The sequence below is a fragment of the Pseudoalteromonas shioyasakiensis genome, assembly GCF_022398475.1.
Lineage (GTDB): Bacteria > Pseudomonadota > Gammaproteobacteria > Enterobacterales > Alteromonadaceae > Pseudoalteromonas.
Map to the genome: position 1 here is coordinate 13,898 of NZ_JAKEVM010000021.1, position 14,876 is coordinate 28,773.

11 protein-coding genes and 1 tRNA gene are annotated in these 14,876 nt (G+C 42.0%); 3 read left to right on the plus strand and 9 right to left on the minus strand.

Annotated elements, in window-relative coordinates; translation table 11 throughout:
* Positions 1–8: 8 nt before the first annotated feature.
* Positions 9–1,394, minus strand: coding sequence for a DNA repair protein RadA (gene radA, locus L1D51_RS06180; RefSeq protein ID WP_239963208.1), 1,386 nt, complete (start codon positions 1,392–1,394; stop codon positions 9–11).
* A gap of 353 nt (positions 1,395–1,747) precedes the next feature.
* Here radA and L1D51_RS06185 point away from each other — a divergent pair, with 353 nt between their 5' ends.
* Positions 1,748–4,228, plus strand: coding sequence for a PilZ domain-containing protein (locus L1D51_RS06185; RefSeq protein WP_239963209.1), 2,481 nt, complete (start codon positions 1,748–1,750; stop codon positions 4,226–4,228).
* On the opposite strand, the gene serB is transcribed toward L1D51_RS06185, so the two are convergent.
* Positions 4,211–5,230 carry a phosphoserine phosphatase SerB gene (serB, locus tag L1D51_RS06190; protein WP_239963210.1) on the minus strand — a complete coding sequence of 340 codons (1,020 nt, stop codon included), beginning with the start codon at positions 5,228–5,230 and terminating at the stop codon, positions 4,211–4,213. The genes L1D51_RS06185 and serB overlap by 18 nt on opposite strands.
* A 125-nt stretch (positions 5,231–5,355) precedes the next feature.
* Here serB and L1D51_RS06195 point away from each other — a divergent pair, with 125 nt between their 5' ends.
* The gene (locus tag L1D51_RS06195) at positions 5,356–5,976 is read left to right on the plus strand and encodes an AhpA/YtjB family protein (protein WP_054560826.1); all 621 of its coding nucleotides are present in this window, start codon (positions 5,356–5,358) and stop codon (positions 5,974–5,976) included.
* Here L1D51_RS06195 and L1D51_RS06200 read toward each other — a convergent pair.
* From L1D51_RS06200 to prfC, 4 genes are all read right to left on the minus strand, one after another.
* Complete coding sequence (locus L1D51_RS06200) at positions 5,943–6,716, minus strand: TatD family hydrolase (protein ID WP_239963211.1); 774 nt, start codon at positions 6,714–6,716, stop codon at positions 5,943–5,945. The two genes, L1D51_RS06195 and L1D51_RS06200, sit on opposite strands and share 34 nt — an antisense overlap.
* A complete protein-coding gene (gene pdxH, locus L1D51_RS06205) occupies positions 6,717–7,355 on the minus strand; it encodes a pyridoxamine 5'-phosphate oxidase (protein WP_055020972.1) in 639 nt (212 codons plus the stop codon).
* A 350-nt stretch (positions 7,356–7,705) separates the two neighbouring features.
* Positions 7,706–9,448: an arginine--tRNA ligase gene (gene argS / locus L1D51_RS06210; protein WP_054560829.1), complete on the minus strand. Its 1,743-nt coding sequence runs from the start codon at positions 9,446–9,448 to the stop codon at positions 7,706–7,708.
* A gap of 61 nt (positions 9,449–9,509) precedes the next feature.
* Positions 9,510–11,093 (minus strand): peptide chain release factor 3, encoded by a 1,584-nt coding sequence (prfC, locus tag L1D51_RS06215; RefSeq protein ID WP_239963212.1) that lies wholly within the window; start codon positions 11,091–11,093, stop codon positions 9,510–9,512.
* Positions 11,094–11,344: 251 nt separating this feature from the next.
* Between prfC and L1D51_RS06220 the strand changes: the two genes are divergently transcribed.
* Entirely contained in the window at positions 11,345–13,999 is a 2,655-nt protein-coding gene (locus L1D51_RS06220) for a hybrid sensor histidine kinase/response regulator (RefSeq protein WP_055020975.1), read from the plus strand.
* Here the strand turns inward: L1D51_RS06220 and rimI are convergent.
* From rimI to L1D51_RS06235, 3 genes are all read right to left on the minus strand, one after another.
* Complete coding sequence (rimI, locus tag L1D51_RS06225) at positions 13,996–14,442, minus strand: ribosomal protein S18-alanine N-acetyltransferase (protein ID WP_239963213.1); 447 nt, start codon at positions 14,440–14,442, stop codon at positions 13,996–13,998. The two genes, L1D51_RS06220 and rimI, sit on opposite strands and share 4 nt — an antisense overlap.
* Positions 14,429–14,731, minus strand: a complete 303-nt coding sequence (locus L1D51_RS06230) for a hypothetical protein (protein WP_239963214.1) — start codon at positions 14,729–14,731, stop codon at positions 14,429–14,431. Before L1D51_RS06230 ends, rimI begins: the two co-directional genes overlap by 14 nt.
* Before the next feature lie 68 nt (positions 14,732–14,799).
* Positions 14,800–14,876 (minus strand) — tRNA-Trp (locus L1D51_RS06235).

Here is a 14,876-nt window from a genome sequence, read left to right on the forward strand (position 1 = left end):
AATTGTATTTAGTTTATTAACGACAATAGCTCATGCACGGTTTTTACTGGGGTGATCTTAGCACCAAGGCCTTCCATTGATTTATGGTAATTACGATATGGAATAAAGAGCTCAGTAAAACCGTGTTGCGCAGCTTCTTTAACTCGAGGTACGCCGCTGTCGATTGGTCTTACATCACCATTTAAACTTAGCTCACCCATAATACAAGTGGTACGCGGTACAACAAATTCGTTCAAGCTGCTTAAAAGTGCTGCTACCAATGCTAAATCGATACAAGTCTCTGACTCATCGATTTTTAAACCACCAACAATGTTGAAAAAAGTATCGTGGAAGATTTTTGTTTTTGTGTGCTTACGTAAAATACCTGTTAGCATTTTGATACGATTCATATTCAAACCAACACATACTCTCTGCGGGAATTCAGCTTCGGTTTCTGTGGTTAAACATTGTATTTCGAGTAGTAAGTTACGGTTACCTTTACGGATACAAGTGATAGCAGAGCCCGGAGACTCGGTACTAGAACCTGATAAAAAGATTTCGCTTGGGTTATCAACGCTGAGCATTCCGCGCTCGCACATTCTGAAAATACCCACGGTATCGATATCGCCAAAACGGTTTTTATTAGCACGCAGTGTTCTGACTTGGCCATCGTTAGTATCGATATGTAACAAGGCATCAACTATGTGCACGAGTGTTTGCGGCCCAGCAATTTCGTTATTTTTGTTTACATGAGCAATGATGAATATAGTGACATCATTTTGCTTACAGTATTGTGTTAGTGCCTGAGCTGCACTTTTTACCTGTGAGGGTGAACCAGGGCTACCATTTGCCGTTTCTGTTACCACGGCCTGAATTGAGTCAATCACCGCGAACTTAATTTTGTTTTTATCAAGCTCTTCAATAATGGCTTCAACACTGGTTTCAGACAGCAAGTAAAGCTCGTCTTCGTTGTAATCTAAACGTAAGCGATTCACACGGTTTTTAAACTGCGATAAAGATTCTTCGGCTGTGCAGTATAAAGAAGGCATTAGCTTTGACATACGTGCGACTAAATCTGACAGCAAGGTGGTTTTACCGGCACCTGGGTCGCCAGAAATAATGTTAACAGAGCCAGTGGTTACGCCACCACTTAGTACTCTGTCTAGCTCACCTATTTCCGTGAGGCGTTTTTCGGCCTCAGTGGTCGCAACTTCATTGATTTTCTTTGAGCCACCGCTAGCGATACCGGCATAGCCTGCCACTGCCGCACGGCTTGCCGCTTGCTTCGATTGCCCCGCTGAAGGCTTAAATTCTGCCAGCGTATTCCACGCTCCACACTTACACTGACCTTGCCAGCGTTGATAGTTCATGCCGCACTCAGTGCAGACAAATTCGATTTTTGCTGATTTTGCCATTCGGCCTTACCTATTTTGGTCGCTGTTTTGTGACTATTTCTGTATTTTCAAGCATATAATAGCTAAAGTAAAACATATGACTCAGGTAATTAAACTAGAGTCACTTTTGTAGTCCCAAAAGATAATATGCTGTAACTTGCCCCATGAAAAACGCTTAATCATGCTAAGTGCTTAATTAAGAAATGGTTAAGGGCACAGTTTTTGCTTACAAATAAAACTTTACAGTGCTTGCCATTTAATTGGCGAATACATATAACAATAACTAATAAAATAAAAAACTAGTTACACTGCTTTGGCTTTCAATAGCCCGCTAGTATACCTACTTTTTTAGATAGACGGTGATGGTTTTATAAATGGCTGAAGACATACTGCTTAAATATGAAAGCCTAGTTGAAGAACTAAAGGCACATTTAGGCACTCCCCAGTTCGACAAACTGTTTAAATCAAAGACAGCTAGCTTAACTAAGCCAGAGCAGTTTCTGATCAAAATGGAAATGTCGCGCTTATCTCAGCCTGTAGCACGCTTTATTGATTTACGTGGCCAGGTAACCGGCCAAGTGAAACCCTACGAATATGATGGTAAGCAACACTTTATGGACGATACCGCCATTGAAGTGTTTGAAGATGCTATAAAGCGCCACGGTGGTTACACCCTTGCCGTTTACGAAGCGGTAATGAATACCGAAAACAATCACCGCGTAATGCAAAAAAAAGCCGCTGAACAAGCTTTAACTGACGATAGTACCACGACAGAGCAGTCTGCTAAGGTCATTAAGTTTGCATCCTATGAAAGTCGCCGCGAAGAGCGGATGAACTACTCAATTAAAATTACCGTTGAACTAGATAAAGACAATAAGGTTGCAGCAACTACCTCGGACATCTCTTTAAGTGGCGCAAAAATCAAGTTAGCACCACGGTATAAAGTTAAAAAAGGCCAATTAATTGGTCTGCGCTTAGTTGGCCTAGAGCAAGATTTTGAACTGGGCTTAAAAAACGGAATTCAATACGAAGTGGTTGCGGTAGAAAAAGTATCCCGTGAATACAACCATGTACGCTTAAAGCGCACCTTTATTGAAAATAATGATAAGTTTGATGAGTTCTTAGAAAGCTTTATTCACGGTAATAAACGTCGCTATAAAGTGAACTTAGACAATACCTTAGATGCGGTTGTATCGAAAGGCTACGAGCAATACTACATTCCACGTGTTACCTCGCTTTATACGTTTTTGAGCTTACAAGGCGACAAGCTTTATCCTAGCCTTGCGTTAACCACAGAAAATAACATTTTTATTCAGCGCTATTTTTGTGATGAGCGTAAGTTGTCATGCTTATATAGCATTATAAATCAGCAACGTTTAGGTCACTTGCTCAGTTCACCAGATGCGGTAAAAGAAGAATACCTGTACACCTTCACTCATACCGTTGCTAGCAAAATTTATTACTACTCAGCTACACGAACTGAGCTTGATAGCCAACCACAACTGAGAGATTTATTTTTCGGCTTTGGTAGCCAAAAAGACAGTTGGCAATGCTTTAAGCTTCAGTTGATGCCAAGCCATCCGGAAGATTCGTATATTCCGCTGTCGCTACCAAGCAGTGCTGGTAAAAACATCGAAAAACTAAATAAGCCACCGACACCACGGGTGCAGGGGTTGATTAAAGATGTTAAATATCTACTGATTTTGACCTCGGTGGGTACTAAGTTTGAACAACAAACATACCAACAGCTTGATTATAATAAAGATGCGGTAAACCAACTTAAACAGTTTGGTCACAGTAAGCATAAAACGCCTCCTCATTTAGAGCCTGTGGCGCTTGAGTATGTGAACCTTCGTGCTCATAAACGCTATTTATACAAAACAGCTATCAGCATTGAACATCATGAGCAAACAATTACAGGCCATACTCGTGATTTGTCTGTGATGGGCTTGCAAATTGAATGCGACCAACCGGTTGAGTTCAGAAAAGGCGATATCATCAAACTAAACTTGCCTGATTTGCAAAAAATTACCAAAAAGCACGATTTAACAAATCTGGCTTATGAAGTAATGGCTATAAGTAAATCACTGACAACAGTAAATTTAAAAGTGCATAAAGTTGGTGACTTACCGCATATGGCGATTAAGTTTTTCACCGTATTAATCGATAACAACAAAGACAAATTACGTGTTTGTGAAGAAACCCCTAAAATTCCGGGGCTATCAACTGCACTCAGAAATATGGTGACCAAAAGCGTATGCCAATTCCCGTTTTATTTACATAAAGAAGCTGCCCACTTTAAAGCTGGCGCTATTGGCCAAGGCTTATATCCAAGCCATCTTCATGTACTACTACAAAATTTTGCGTTATTGAACGAAACAACCAGCATCGACGGATTCTTATCAACGGATCAAATTACAGAAGTGATCACCCCGTTGATCAAAGACCGTAGTCGCCAAGATCCACCTCTGCCATTTACCCTATTTGTTCGCTTTGATCCGCGCCAAGCCGAAATAAGCGATGCAATTACCAGCCGCTGTATTAGTGAAGATGATTACAAACCACAAACTTTGTTTGTGAAAAAAGCGCTGAAAAACGATTTAGTCTTTGTATTTCGTTTATATGTATCACGAACTGGTCGCCCTGATATTGATTACTTAGCGAATGAACTCAAATATATTAGTCAGTACGCATTACATAAAGCAAAAGACTTAGAAGAAGCACTATGGGCAGTAGCTGGTGTGGGTGATTTAATTGATATAACCGAAGAAGCGCTTACCCATTTTGATATTGACCAAAGGCTGATCAATGAAATGAGCAAACGCAAAGCGACTTGGTTAAAGCGAGTAATCTAACGGTAGAGAGAGTAAGTAAGCAACTTGCAGTAATGAGCCTTCATTAATTGCAGTTTGTGCTTGCTCAACTACTTTAGGTTTACCATGCACAGCAACACCAAGCCCTGCCACAGCCATCATTTTCAAATCGTTCGCACCATCACCCATAGCAACAGTTTGGCGGTTGTTTAATGTAAGCTTTTGTTCGATTCGTTTAAGTACACGGGCTTTTTCCTCAGCATCAACAATTGTGCCTATGACCTTGCCTGTTAAGCGATTATCTTTGAATTCAAGGGTATTGGCGTGCACTTCATCTAAATCTAGCAGTGACTGTACTTGCTCAGCAAATGGCACAAAACCACCTGATGCAATAGCTAAATGCCAGTTATGCGTTTTTAGGTATTGGCATAACTCACTCACGCCCGGCATTAGCGGTAAACTCGCTTTTAAGCCATCAATTAAGTCTACATCGATACCTTCAAGCTTAGCGACACGTTGCTTTAAGCTTTGTGCAAAGTCTAGCTGACCAGCCATTGCTTGTGCGGTTACAGCGGCAACTTCGTCATAAACATCGGCAAGGCGCGCTATTTCGTCGATGCACTCGATAGTAATGGCTGTTGAGTCCATATCCATCAGCAATAAACCTGGTTCATTCACTGTTGGTGGATTTGTTAATTGCACCAGTTGAATACCCAATTGCTTAGCAAACTCAACTAATACCAAAGGGCTTAGTGCTGTTGTTGTATCGCTATGAAAGCTCCACGCTACTGGCATGTCTGAGATTGGCTGATAACAACAAAGCGATAAATTGCTAAACCCTTGCGCTGCTAAAAAATCGCTAATAGCAAGTAATTGCTCAGCATTAAGCTCATTACCAAAGGCAACACTGAACACGCCTTGATTTGCTTTTGGCGTAAAGTCTGTTGTAATAAGGTGTTTGTTTTCAATTTTATACCAGCAATTTAGGCTGATTTGTTCTGCTAAATTTGCTGAAGGTGTAGCAGCTAAGCTAAGCTGTGACATAGTGGCTCCACATTAGACTTATGTCTGTCCTTGGTCGTGCATTTGGCACTCGCACTCAAGGGGCTGTTAAAGTTATCATGTTGTACCATCAAATTTAAAAGCTGTCAGTAACGTATACGGTGACTATGAAAAATAACCAACTTAAAATTCCCTTTTCAGCCACTTATCGCCAACGTGTTGTGCGCTTGAGCTTGGCTGCAGCCTGTTTTGTGCTGTTAAGTTGGGTTGCCATGAATAGTAGCTTTCAAAGCCACCAATTACTTTATGATAGTGCTGACAGCACCGCGATAAGCTTAACCAAGTTTATGGCACTAAATGCAAAAACCCCACTGCAAGAAAAAAACAAACCAGAGTTAAATGCTTTGTGTAATCATATTGCTGAAGATGAGTATGTTTTAGCGGCAACGATTTACGATCAACAAGGTATTCAAATTGCGGCCAGCGATAATTGGCAAAGTCACCACACTTTTGGTTTATTACCTGATTCAACGCCGGGTATCAGCAAACTTAAAACCCCATTTGTAGAGCCGGTGATAAGTGATGATGAAAGGCCAATTGGCTTTGTGTCGATTACCTATTTAACGCAGGCTTCTATTGCAACCAGCCACAGTAGTTTTCATGATTTAGGTCGCCAAGTGTTATTAATGTTAGTGATCACCTGTATTTTTACTTGGCAGCTAGGCCGCGGCTTAAAACACTGGCAAATCAACCGTTACATCAAAAAAAGTGCAGAGCAAGAATCATAAAGTTTAGCAGCCAATTTCTGCTTTGTATCGCCTGTAACGCCTTTAAGCTCACATAAATGAGCAAATACATCACGCATCTTAAGTGGTGTATTAATCTGCCCTTGAAAACCAGCTAGCGGCATTGATGGCGAGTCGGTTTCAAGCACTAAATACTGCGGTTCAATTGTGCTTATAACTTTACGAGTTTTAGCAGCGCGCGGGTAACTAATCACGCCACCAACACCAAGCTTAAACCCTTGTTTAATATAACTATGAGCTTGTTGCTCTGAACCTGAAAAGGCATGAATAACACCTCCATACTTTGGCTTGCAGCGCTTAAATGAGCGAGCAATTAAGTCATGGCTTTGTCTGTGATGTACAATCAGTGGTAAAGCGAGTTGGTTGGCAAGCTCTATCTGCCCTTCAAAAAGCTGCGTTTGTTTATCGAGGTTGTCGATACTGCGATCAAGTCCGCACTCACCGATGGCAATAAACTGCCCAGTATGGGTTTTCGCTAATTGCTCTAGTTCAGCGAGGTGATGAGCTTGGTGGTCAGATAAAAAATAAGGATGTAAGCCTAAAGCAACTGAAATACTTGGCTCTGATTTAGCAAAAGAGAATAGTTTTGTAGATTGTGCCAAGCTCACACCCGGCACAATAAAATGCTCGATCCCTACTTGCTTGCATGCCTTGATGAGCTCTGTGCGAGTCTCATCAAATTCGCCAAAATCAAGGTGGCAGTGGGAATCGATAAAACGCATTTACGGATTTAAACGACCAAACTGCCAACTACCGTCGGCTTGGCGTTGATACATAAAGCGGTCGTGTAAGCGGTGTGCTCCGCCTTGCCAAAATTCGATTTTAGTAGGCTCAACACAGTAGCCTCCCCAAAAATCAGGCAGTGGAATTTCACCCTCAGAAAACTTTTGCTTCATTTTCGCAAATGTTTCCATTAGTACCTTACGCGATGACACAGGACGACTTTGCTGAGATGCCCATGCAGCTAACTGGCTTTCTTTAGGACGCGATAAAAAGTACTTTGCCACAGCAGTTGTTGGTAAAGGTTTAGCTTCACCATAAACAATGACTTGTCGCTCCATGTGGTGCCACGGAAAGTGGAGAGAAATTTTGTTATTACCTTTAAGCTCCTGCGCTTTGCGCGAGCCGGTATTGGTAAAAAATACAAAGCCATTTTCATCAAGATGCTTTAACAGCACAATACGCTGCGACGGCTGACCATGCTCATCAACCGTTGCAACGACCATCGCCGTAGGATCAGGCAGATTAGTGGCAACAGCTTGCTCAAGCCATTTTTCAAACTGCTTGATTGGAGACGCATCAAGCATGTCTTCAGATAAACCATCCTGTAAATATTCACGGCGAATATCTTCAAGTTTCATAAAATTCCCTCTATCGCTACTATCAGCTATCAGCTATCAGCTATCAGCTATCAGCTATCAGCTATCAGCTATCAGCTATCAGCTATCAGCTATCAGCTATCAGCTAAAGATTAATCAAGGTTATTGAGCTGTCAATTTTGTTGGGTTTCGCTACGCTCTACCCAACCTACGAAGCTAGGTTCTAGGTTCTAGGTTCTAGGTTCTAGGTTCTAGGTTCTACAAGCTACTCCCCTAGCGCCTAGAGTCTAGGGCCTTCGATTTATGTTGGGTTTCGCTGCGCTCTACCCAACCTACGAAGCACATCATCAGCAAGTCTAGGAGTGCTTTCAAAGCGAACTACACGAAGCAGATTACATTTGCTCCATGACTTCGATACCTAAAAGATCCAATCCTGACTTCAACGTCTTAGCAACCAAATTACACAGTACTAAACGGCTGTCACGAACACTTGGCTCTACGCCTTCTTTTAGAACTGGGCATGCTTCATAGAACGTCATGTATAGGCTTGCTAGTTCGTATAGGTATCCACATAATACGTGCGGTGTCGCTTCGCTGATCATTAGATCGAGTACTTCTTCTAACTGAAGAAGTTTAAGTGCCAGCGCTTTTTCTTGTGGCTCGTTGATTGCAATATCTGCTGTTAATGACGCTGCATCGATACCTGATTTACGGAAAATACTGCGAACACGTGTGTATGCATATTGTAAGTAAGGCGCTGTAGCACCTTCAAAGCTCAGCATAGTGTCCCAGTTGAAGATATAGTCGCTAGTACGGTGCTTAGAAAGATCCGCATATTTCACTGCGCCAATACCAACTTTACGGGCAATTTCGCTACGTTCTTCGTCGCTTAAATCTGACTCACGCTCAGCAAGCTTAGCTGCGGCACGAGTGATTGACTCTTCTAGCAAATCAGCAAGCTTAACGGTACCGCCAGTACGTGTTTTGAATGGCTTACCGTCTTCACCCATCATGGTGCCGAATGGGCAGAATTCATAACTTGTTTCATCACGTAATAAACCGGCTTTACGTGCTGTTAGCTCAACTTGATTGAAGTGTAAGCTTTGACGTGCATCTACAAAGATTAGGATACGATCAGCACCCAGTTTATTAGAACGGTAATCACAAGCAGCTAAGTCGGTTGTCGCATATAAGAAACCACCACCTGATTTCTGTACGATAAACACTGAAGGCTCACCGTCTTTGTTAGCTAGTTCATCTAAGAACACCACTTGCGCACCATCAGACTCAACAGCAATATCTTTGTCTTTTAAAAGTGCGATGATGTTTGCAAGTTCGCTGTTGTATGCACTTTCAGCCATGATATCATCTTGCGTAAGTGTGACGTTTAGACGCTTATAAACTTCTTCAGAATGCTTTACAGAAGTGGCAATGAATAACTTCCAAAGTTTTTCACAGTGTGCGTCGCCGCCTTGTAATTTAACAACGTAATTACGGGCTTTGTCGGCAAACCCTTCTTCATCATCAAAGCGTTTTTTCGCATCACGGTAGAAGGTTTCAAGATCGGCCAGCGCTACAGACTCTAAGTCTACACCTTGGTTGATTTGATCTTCTAAGTGCGCGATTAACATACCAAACTGAGTACCCCAGTCACCCATATGGTTTTGACGAACAACTTCATCACCACGGAACTCAAGGGCACGAACAACTGCATCACCAATGATGGTTGAACGTAAGTGGCCTACGTGCATTTCTTTAGCAAGGTTAGGTGATGAGTAATCAACAACTACTTTTTGTGCTGTTGCATGTGGCGCAACTGCTAGCTTTTCGTCTTCGTTTGCTGCTTTTAAGCTAGCTGATAAAAACTCAGGCTTTAGGTGAATATTGATAAAACCTGGGCCCGCGATTTCAGTTTTTTCTGCGATATCAGCAAGGTCTAGGTTATCGATAATTTTTTGTGCAAGTTCACGCGGGTTTGATTTTAATTTTTTAGCCGCGCCCATTGCGCCATTGATTTGGTAATCACCAAACTGTGGACGTGTACTTTGTGTTACCGCTGGGTTAGTGTCTTCAGGTAACCCTGCTGCAACCATAGCAGCAATTGCTTTGTCGATTAAAAGAGTACGAATATTCATTGTAATTTTTACCTTTATGGCCCGCTGTACGGGCACTTAAATTTGAAGCAGACTTAGCGTATTAGTTTTCGCGCGTGTGGTTAAACTTGATATCTGGATAGCGTTCCATCGACAAGTTTAGGTTTACACGGCTTGGGGCGATATAAGTAAGGTTATCGCCACCATCAAGCGCTAAGTTGCTTTCGCACTTACGCTTAAACTCTTCAAGCTTTTTGGTATCGTCTGAGCTTACCCAACGTGCAGTGTTAACACTCACACCTTCGTAAATCGCATCAACGTTGTATTCTGCTTTTAAGCGCGCAACAACCACATCAAACTGTAGTACACCGACCGCACCAACGATTAGGTCGTTATTGATAAGCGGTCTAAATACTTGCACAGCACCTTCTTCAGATAACTGAACTAAGCCTTTTAACAATTGCTTTTGTTTTAATGGATCTTTTAAGCGAATACGACGGAATAATTCTGGCGCGAAGTTAGGAATACCACCAAACTTCATTTTTTCACCTTGCGTGAAGGTATCACCAATTTGAATTGTACCGTGGTTGTGTAAACCAATGATGTCACCTGCGTAAGCATCTTGCGCTCGTTCACGGTCACCGGCCATGAAGGTTACCGCATCAGAAATACTGACTTGCTTACCAATACGCACATGATTCATCTTCATACCTTGGCTATATTCGCCAGAAACAATACGCATAAAGGCGATTCGGTCACGGTGTTTAGGGTCCATGTTCGCTTGGATTTTAAATACGAAACCAGAGAAGTTATCTTCAGTTGCCGCTACTTGGCGGTCTTCTGTTTCACGTGGTAATGGCGCAGGAGCCCACTCAGTTAAGCCATCAAGAACATGGTCAACACCAAAGTTACCAAGTGCTGTACCAAAGTAGACTGGTGATAATTCGCCAGCTAAGAACAGATCTAAATCAAATTCGTGTGATGCACCAATTACAAGCTCTAGCTCTTCACGAAGCTGTTCAGCAAGTTCGCTACCAATCGCAGTATCAAGCTCAGGGTTATCTAAACCTTTAATAACGCGCACTTCTTGAATTGTGTGGCCTTGACCTGTGCTGTACAAAATCGTTTCTTCACGGTGAATGTGGTAAACACCTTTAAACTCTTTACCACAACCAATTGGCCAAGTTACCGGCGCACAGGCAATGTTTAGCTCAGTTTCAACTTCGTCTAATAACTCCATTGGATCACGAATATCACGGTCACACTTATTCATAAAAGTTACGATAGGTGTGGTACGTAAACGTGTTACTTCCATTAATTTACGAGTACGATCCTCAACACCTTTCGCTGCGTCGATGACCATTAGGCATGAGTCAACCGCAGTCAGTGTACGATAAGTATCTTCAGAGAAGTCTTCGTGTCCTGGAGTATCAAGTAAGTTAACTAGACGCTCATTGTAAGGAAATTGCATAACAGACGTAGTTACCGAGATACCACGTTCTTTTTCCATTTCCATCCAGTCTGATTTTGCGTGCTGGTTTGAGCCACGACCCTTTACGGTACCCGCTTTTTGAATCGCTTGTCCGAATAACAGAACTTTTTCTGTAATAGTGGTTTTACCCGCATCCGGGTGCGAGATGATCGCAAAGGTGCGTCGTTTATTAATTTCGGTAGTTAAATTAGACATGTAAGCTGCTTTTAGTCATAACAAAGCGCACTTAACTGCCTTATAAATTATAAAGCTCGGTGCGCACTGTAAAAATAAAATAGAATTGCCGAGCATTATACCTTGTTTGTCTTAGCCAAAAAAGCAGCGATTGTAAGTAATTATTCACCTTTCGTTGCGGATTTTCGTTGTTCACTTTTTTGCTAAGCTTGTGTAATCAAGTTGTAACGCATACTATTGATAAATTGCACGGAGGGATATCAATTTAGGTCATGAAAACCAGTAAGCTCAGTATTCGATTATTATGGTATATCACACCATTAGTGATCTTACCTTTGTTGTTTTTAGGTGGCTTTACGTTAACCAATGTGACCAATTCAACAAAAAAACAAGCTGAGCTGATTGTCAGTCGCTTTGTTGAGCAACAACAGCAAAAAATCTTCAATTACATTGACTCATTTCACTCGATTACCCGGTTGCTTTCGACTTCCCCTGTATTGGCAGACTTTTTAGCCCGCGAACCTGAATCAAAAAACCAATACATTGAACGCCTTGGCGAATTAATGAATGTATTTGCAAGCTATTCAGAAGCTTACCCAGATATAGTGAGCATTAACTATGTTGCCCCAGACGGTAAAAGCGATGCATTTTATTCAAGCCAATTAACCCCTGCGCCAAAAAGTTACCCGTTTTTTGATCAAGTACTGCAATCAAATTTGCGCCAACAGCAATTTATGATCTCCAAAGAAGATGGCTCGACTAGCCTGTACTTTGTGCACCCAATTTATAATATCGATTACTACTTAAAACAGCCGCAGCAACTAGGGTTTATTGTTGTCCATGTTGAACCATCGATATTAAATGCCAGTATTTTAGAAGCGCCATTTAATAACACCCTAAATTTGTTTTTGACCACTAAAGGGCAAATTTTATTTAGCTCAGACTATGACTTACGTGGCAGCTACTTAAGTGAATACGAGCTTGAACAAATAAAGAGTTTGGCCGATTACGGCAAACTAGCCAGTATTGAGCTGTCGAGTATCGATAAAGAAGAGCGCATCATCTACGCGGTACAAATGACCGACGGAGATTATTTTATCTCTACCACTCCCAAAGATTTGCTATATCAGTCTGGTAAAGCCATCAGTTTAATTACTGCATTAATTGTTATTATTTCGGTGATTTCACTGCCTATTTTGATCTACATTGTGGTGCGCAACTTACTACTCACCCCAGTCGAATTATTAGGGGCTGCAAGTCACCGAGTTGGTGATGGTGATTTATCGGTGTATTTGCCCGCCCATACAAATGATGAAGTAGGTGTGCTTTTCAACGACTTTAACCACATGGTGAACCAAATTCGTCATTACCAAGACGAGCTTGAAGAATATAAGCACCACCTAGAAGAAAAAGTTGAAAGCCGTACTAAAGCCCTCGAAGCGATGAATAGCAAGCTAGAAGTGGCCATTGCGCAAGCTGAGCAAGCAAACCAACTGAAAAGCCGCTTTTTAGCGAATATGAGTCATGAAATTCGTACCCCACTTACCGCAATTATGGGCTTCACAGAGCAACTTCTGCACAACAAGGATGCGGTGAATGATGAGCAGCATTTAAGCACCATTTTACGTAACTCTAAGCACTTGCTTGAGCTCATCAATAACATTCTTGATTTATCAAAAATTGAAGCTGAAAAACTCGCCGTTGAGCGCGGGCCATGTAATGTAGTGCAGCTTATTCATGATATTGATTCGATTATTCGTCCGTTAGCTAATGAGAAGCAACTGGCGTTTAATATCAACTACAAGCTACCAATACCTAAAACTATTAATAGCGATACCACACGTTTAAAACAAATTTTGATCAATATTGCCAGCAATGCGGTTAAGTTCACTGAGAAAGGCAGTATCTCGATTGATATTAGCTACAACAGCGAAAAACAGCATTTACAATTTGCGATTCAAGATACCGGTATCGGTATGTCTGAGCGCGAAGTCGAACGGGTATTTAAACCGTTTGAACAAGCCGATGCGACGACAACTCGCCGCTTTGGTGGCACGGGTCTTGGCTTGTGTATATCGAAGAACTTAGCCCAGTTATTGGGTGGTGATGTGCAACTGATTAGTGAACCTGGAAACGGCAGTTGTTTTACCGTACAAGTTGCTGCTCACTTAAATGCCGAACAGCTTAAGTACGAGGCCTTTATTCATAGCTATGAGCAACTATCGCCAAGTAAAGACGTTCAGCTTTCATTCGCAGCAAACAGTTTTGATGCCAATATACTGGTGGCCGAAGATAACCCAGATAACCAGTTGCTGATCAAACTACTGTTACAAACTTGGGGGCTTGAGCCTGACATCGCGAAAAACGGTGCAGAAGCAGTAGAAATGGCATTAGTTAATGATTATCAGCTGATCATCATGGATATGCAGATGCCAGTCATGGGTGGCTTAGAAGCAACGCAAATGCTACGTCACGCAGCCTATGATGGCCCTATCATTGCGCTTACAGCCAATGTAATGAAAACCGATGTTGACACCTACATTGAAGCGGGCTGTGATGAAGCACTCGCCAAACCAATCGACAAAGATGCTCTAGAGCAAGTGCTTGTAAGCTACTTACACATTGAAAAAGACAGTCAAAACAAGTGGGAAAACTTACTAAAAAGTGAAAAGTTCCAACAAATTAACGACAACTATCGCTCAAAATTACCTGATTACTTAAGCCAGGTCGTGCAGTTGTATCGCGCTAAAGAATGGGAAGCCCTACGCTCATTAGCACACAGCTTAAAAGGCAGTGCGGGGTGTTTTAGTTTTGAGGCCATTCATAAGACAGCTGGTCAGCTTGAAAATGCGCTACGCAGTAATCAAACTGAACAGGTAGAGCAATGCTACGATGCACTTATCAATGCCCTTGAAGAAGCATCTTAAAGGCTAAAGCTCATCCCCATTAAAATAGCGTCTTCGTTGCCTGTCGCGGTTGGGTAGTAGTTCTTGCGCACCGACATATGGGAAAAGCCAGCGCTTTCATACAGGCCAATAGCAGGAGCGTTCGACTCACGCACTTCTAAGAATAGGTTTTCAGCTTGGTGCTGCTCGCTGTGCTCAATAAATGCATTTAACAACTGCTTAGCAATGCCCTGCCCTTGGTACTTCGGCGCAACACAAATATCCATTAAAGTGTAATCTGGGCCTGCTTGTTCACCAATATAAAAACCTAGCATCTCATCACCTTGAAAAGCAGCTAAGTTAAAATAACGCCCAGCTAAACACGACAGCATGGTTTTCTCTGTCCACGGGTGACTATGGCAGGCGTTTTCGATAGCCATTAACTGGCTAATATAGGTTGCATCTACAGGTTTAAAGCTTATCAAGTTGTTCACCGATTAAAGACCAAAGTTGTTTTTTCTGTTCGCCATTGAGCTTATCGCTTGGTAAGCCTAAGCACCCCTCTTGCCAGCTAATACTCGTTGCTTTAACGATTTGGGTAATAACTAACGGCGCAAATGCTTTTTCGAGGTCTTGGTGAAACTGTAACGGAAGCGTCAATGTTTCTTGTTGAGTGTTTGGTATCTGTTCGCCAGAAGCATCAGGCGCAGTTCGATAGTGTTGATTCAACTCTAAAGATTGTACAGAGAATATCGCAGCGTAACTTGGATTCATAACAACTCAATCATGATTAAGAGCAAGTAATATAGGGAGATTTGCGATTAAAGTAAAGAAGGAAGAAATGGCAGGGGCGGAGAGATTCGAACTCCCAACCGTCGGTTTTGGAGACCGCTGTTCTACCAATTGGAACTACGCCCCT

Bases quoted from the DNA above. Each gene is read 5' to 3' on its own strand.
- serB (WP_239963210.1), bottom strand. From the start codon at position 5,230: ATGTCACAGCTTAGCTTAGCTGCTACACCTTCAGCAAATTTAGCAGAA.
- argS (WP_054560829.1), bottom strand. From the start codon at position 9,448: ATGAATATTCGTACTCTTTTAATCGACAAAGCAATTGCTGCTATGGTT.
- L1D51_RS06200 (WP_239963211.1), bottom strand. From the start codon at position 6,716: ATGCGTTTTATCGATTCCCACTGCCACCTTGATTTTGGCGAATTTGAT.
- L1D51_RS06220 (WP_055020975.1), top strand. From the start codon at position 11,345: ATGAAAACCAGTAAGCTCAGTATTCGATTATTATGGTATATCACACCA.
- L1D51_RS06230 (WP_239963214.1), bottom strand. From the start codon at position 14,731: ATGAATCCAAGTTACGCTGCGATATTCTCTGTACAATCTTTAGAGTTG.
- prfC (WP_239963212.1), bottom strand. From the start codon at position 11,093: ATGTCTAATTTAACTACCGAAATTAATAAACGACGCACCTTTGCGATC.
- pdxH (WP_055020972.1), bottom strand. From the start codon at position 7,355: ATGAAACTTGAAGATATTCGCCGTGAATATTTACAGGATGGTTTATCT.
- radA (WP_239963208.1), bottom strand. From the start codon at position 1,394: ATGGCAAAATCAGCAAAAATCGAATTTGTCTGCACTGAGTGCGGCATG.
- L1D51_RS06185 (WP_239963209.1), top strand. From the start codon at position 1,748: ATGGCTGAAGACATACTGCTTAAATATGAAAGCCTAGTTGAAGAACTA.
- L1D51_RS06195 (WP_054560826.1), top strand. From the start codon at position 5,356: ATGAAAAATAACCAACTTAAAATTCCCTTTTCAGCCACTTATCGCCAA.